The organism is Rodentibacter sp. Ppn85 (assembly GCF_001999335.1).
In the GTDB taxonomy this organism is placed as follows: Bacteria; Pseudomonadota; Gammaproteobacteria; order Enterobacterales; family Pasteurellaceae; genus Rodentibacter.
On record NZ_MLHS01000048.1, the window covers coordinates 1 to 3475 of the forward strand.

At 33.0% G+C, this 3475-nt stretch carries 5 protein-coding genes and 1 pseudogene; all 6 read right to left on the bottom strand.

Annotated elements, in window-relative coordinates; genetic code table 11:
• On the bottom strand, positions 1–387 hold a 387-nt coding region (locus BKL51_RS08750; RefSeq protein ID WP_143530580.1), incomplete at its 3' end, for a hypothetical protein.
• Positions 353–1618 carry a hypothetical protein gene (locus tag BKL51_RS08755; RefSeq protein ID WP_077466322.1) on the bottom strand — a complete coding sequence of 422 codons (1266 nt, stop codon included), beginning with the start codon at positions 1616–1618 and terminating at the stop codon, positions 353–355. The genes BKL51_RS08750 and BKL51_RS08755, both read right to left, overlap by 35 nt.
• A 1-nt stretch (position 1619) precedes the next feature.
• Complete coding sequence (locus BKL51_RS08760; RefSeq protein WP_233127108.1) at positions 1620–1913, bottom strand: hypothetical protein; 294 nt, start codon at positions 1911–1913, stop codon at positions 1620–1622.
• Between the two features lie 98 nt (positions 1914–2011).
• Positions 2012–2368: a hypothetical protein gene (locus BKL51_RS08765; protein WP_077466323.1), complete on the bottom strand. Its 357-nt coding sequence runs from the start codon at positions 2366–2368 to the stop codon at positions 2012–2014.
• The gene (locus BKL51_RS08770; RefSeq protein WP_158074924.1) at positions 2365–3075 is read right to left on the bottom strand and encodes a type VI secretion system amidase effector protein Tae4; all 711 of its coding nucleotides are present in this window, start codon (positions 3073–3075) and stop codon (positions 2365–2367) included. Before BKL51_RS08770 ends, BKL51_RS08765 begins: the two co-directional genes overlap by 4 nt.
• A pseudogene (locus BKL51_RS08775) lies at positions 3062–3475 on the bottom strand (hypothetical protein); the annotation flags it as partial. The pseudogene BKL51_RS08775 and the gene BKL51_RS08770, both read right to left, overlap by 14 nt.

Consider the following 3475-nt stretch of genomic DNA (forward strand, 5'->3'; position numbering starts at 1 on the left):
CAAATACGGAGAGCTAGTTTCATAGGATAATTCATCAACTAAATTATCGTTTCCTCCAAATATTGAATCATATTTAAAAAACAATAATTCTCCATTAATATATTTATAATAACTATAGTTAGAATAATCTCTTATTGGTGAGCAAAGTACCTCAACAATATCGTGATCTATGCTTATATCAAAAACAGGGCAAATATCATATTTAACTTTAAAGGTTTCACTTTTCCCATGATAACTCATTTGACATTTATGATAACCAGAAGAATCTAAATTACAATTTACTAGATTTTCGTTTTTTTTGATGAAATCACTAGAGTGTGCATAAAATGAAAAAAATCCAATCATCATTACACTAGGGCATATCAAATTTTTTAAACTTTTGTTCATTTCTCTTACCATATTTAGTATTTCTTATATCACTTGAGGAATATGAATATATTCCTAAATTTCCATTTTTGCCTACTTGAGAACACTCCTTAATATGTAATAACTTAATTAAGGTATGTACATATTCAATCCTCTCTTTAAACCCAATAAAACCTCCATTAACTCCAATATTAAGATAATAAAGATCATCCTTATCTGCCCATTTATTAAGATCTCCCCACGCACTTCCTTTTCTCCAATACCACCCACCAGATTCAAAAACATATTCAATCTTAGTAGCAACTAAATGTGGATTTATCATTATTGCCTCATCATTTACATAATTACTAAAGGATTTATAGTTAAAACGATGCGTCAGGTGAATTAGTCCTCTCCCCCTATACGGATCGTATGAAAGGGTTTTCCCATATTCCTGAGCAGATCTAAACCCATGCGTTTCATGAAAAACCTGAGCCAAAAAATGTAGCTTTCTTAGACATGAATTAATTTCATATTTTTCTAAAATCCTATTTAATTCTTTTACCGATGACTCATAAGATTTATCATTAGGTGCAGCCCCTGTTTTCAAGGATGGTATCCATAAGTTAGGAATAACTTTTGATTTATGTAACTTCTGTATAATTAATTTAAATTCATCCACAGTAAAGTCACGATGGCATAAGCATTTATCTGCATTTTGACTCACTATGTCTAGTGGCTTCCCATTATTCTCACTACGCACCGGTAAAACGTTATTTCCCTCTTTTTTATTTATATCCGTCTTCTTATTTCTATCCTCCGATTTTGCATGACCTTTTCTACTCCCTCTTGGAAAATAGAGTTTTTTCCCGACCAACGTACTTAAAGGAGTTGCCTCATCCAACCCGTTTTCCCAAATTATCACATATTGGTTTATTCCCGTCTCTTTCTCTATCCTTTCCCAAGTATCTCCCGGCTTCACTAGATGATAAGGGCGTTTATAAGTGGTCGGTTCGTTGTTTTCATTTGGAATGCTGCGAGGTGTCATTTCATAAATATTATACGCTCTTAATCTCACTATCTTCTTACCTGTTAGCCAAGTAAATTCAGGAACTTCCGAGTGTGCCGTTTTAGGATATTGTTCATTCCAAAAAACAACTTTTATCCGTAATACTTTTCCGGGTTGCTCCACTAAACTCGGGTGAAAAACTAATCTTCCCTTTTCATCGGCTTGTAAGGGCGTTTCACTTACGGGATGTCCGTTTATTGACATCTCAATATTCCAGTTCCAATTCTTGACGTTTAATCGCTCTCGCTACCCCCGGCATCACATCTTGTTTGCCCAATAATTTAAACATTTCATTGGTGGTGTACGTGCCTTTGCCAATGCCTTCATTGGAAGAATTCGTTACGGTGAACCAGTGTATCGATCCTTCAGCCCGTCCGCCGCTTTTCAGTGTTTCCCAGTGAGCAATAAATTCCCGTACCAACGGCGGAAAACGAAAATACTGATTTTCGGTATAAAGATAGCTGGTGGTCTGTTTAATATTTTTTAAATAGACTTTCATAATATCTTCGACATCCGGTTGGTCATAGGTGCGTAGGATTTGTGCCCAAAAGAGAAACTATACAAAAAAGTAGCTATCTACTGATAGCTACTTTTAATTTAATATTGATATTTTCTAATGAACTTTCTCAATTTATCAGAATGATAAAACTTCATACATTGAGTAAAAATGTTATTATTTTCCTCAGTCTCTCCGTTTTCACGAAGCAAATATACTTTATCTTTATAAAACTCACTTACATTATTTTTAGTGAATTTTATAATTCTATCCCAGTCATCAAGAGAATATTTTTCAGTGAGTGTAAAACCATCATTATTTATCACATTATTCTTATCCATCTTAGCGTAATTAAGAGATAAGCAATATCCCAGCATGAAATCTTTAGCGTCTAATGAATGACCTTCTTGTGCAAAGCAAGAATTAGAAAGTAAAAGTAAGAAAATAATTTTTTTCATTTTAACTCCCAAAATATTATTTTATTTGTTTGATAAATTTTACTGTTAGTTTCCTGAACAAACCAAAAGTAATAATTATAAATAAACCCGTTTATATAATATTCATAAGTAGATTCAACATCATGACCCGGAGCATATAGTAAATATTCTCCATCCCATAAAGTAAAATGCCCAGAAGCATTACTCCAGCCTGACACCTCAAAAACAACAATCCCCTTTTTCCCTTTAATTTTTTCTAAAATATTGTCTTTAACAAGTTTAATTCGTTCATCCATTTTTTCTTTTATTTTCTTAACTTTCTCATTTATATCCATACTTGTGTTTTTATCATAATTAAAAGCGGGTAAGGGATATTCCACATCTCCCTTGCCGAAACTTTTCTTTAGATATTCCCTTAATTCTCTCACCCTAAGCCAATGGTTATAACCATCTTTTTCACCTATCATTGCTAGTCCTTTAGGGTTTTTAGGAAGAATAAATCCACTATGATTTAGGGCATAGGACATTCTGCCTGCACAAGTATTTTCCCATTGTTTTCGAACTCTTTCATCCTCTGATTTAGCACTTTTATCCCACTGAGAAGAGACGATTGAATAAAATTCAGCACTCTCCATTGTTTTATAATGACTAAACATATTTTTCCAAGATGGACGATTAATTTTTAATGTAGATTCTTTATCACCCGTTTTAACTTTAATTTTCTTCATTTCTATCTCCATTTGTTAAAATCATTTCATTTTCAAATACATTTGAAATTAATGCCTCCCCATATTCATTTACTACGCCTAAAATAGTTTTTGTCTTAACTCCAAGATTTGTTTCATATTCAAGTTCGACATTAACAACTTCACCTTCAGAATAATTGTAAGTCAGTATATGTAGATTCAAATCTGTGTAATGTCTAGATTTATCATTTAATTTTTTATGCTCTTTACCATAAGACCAATATAGTTCAACTATATATTTATTCTCTTGTTCATCATTAACAGAAGAATCAATATACTCAACGTCCTCTGCTTCTCCACCCTCCTGATAAAGTTCCCCCTCAATATACACATTCCCCACCAACTCGATTCCTTCCCGGTTGATGATAATCGAGCCGCCCGG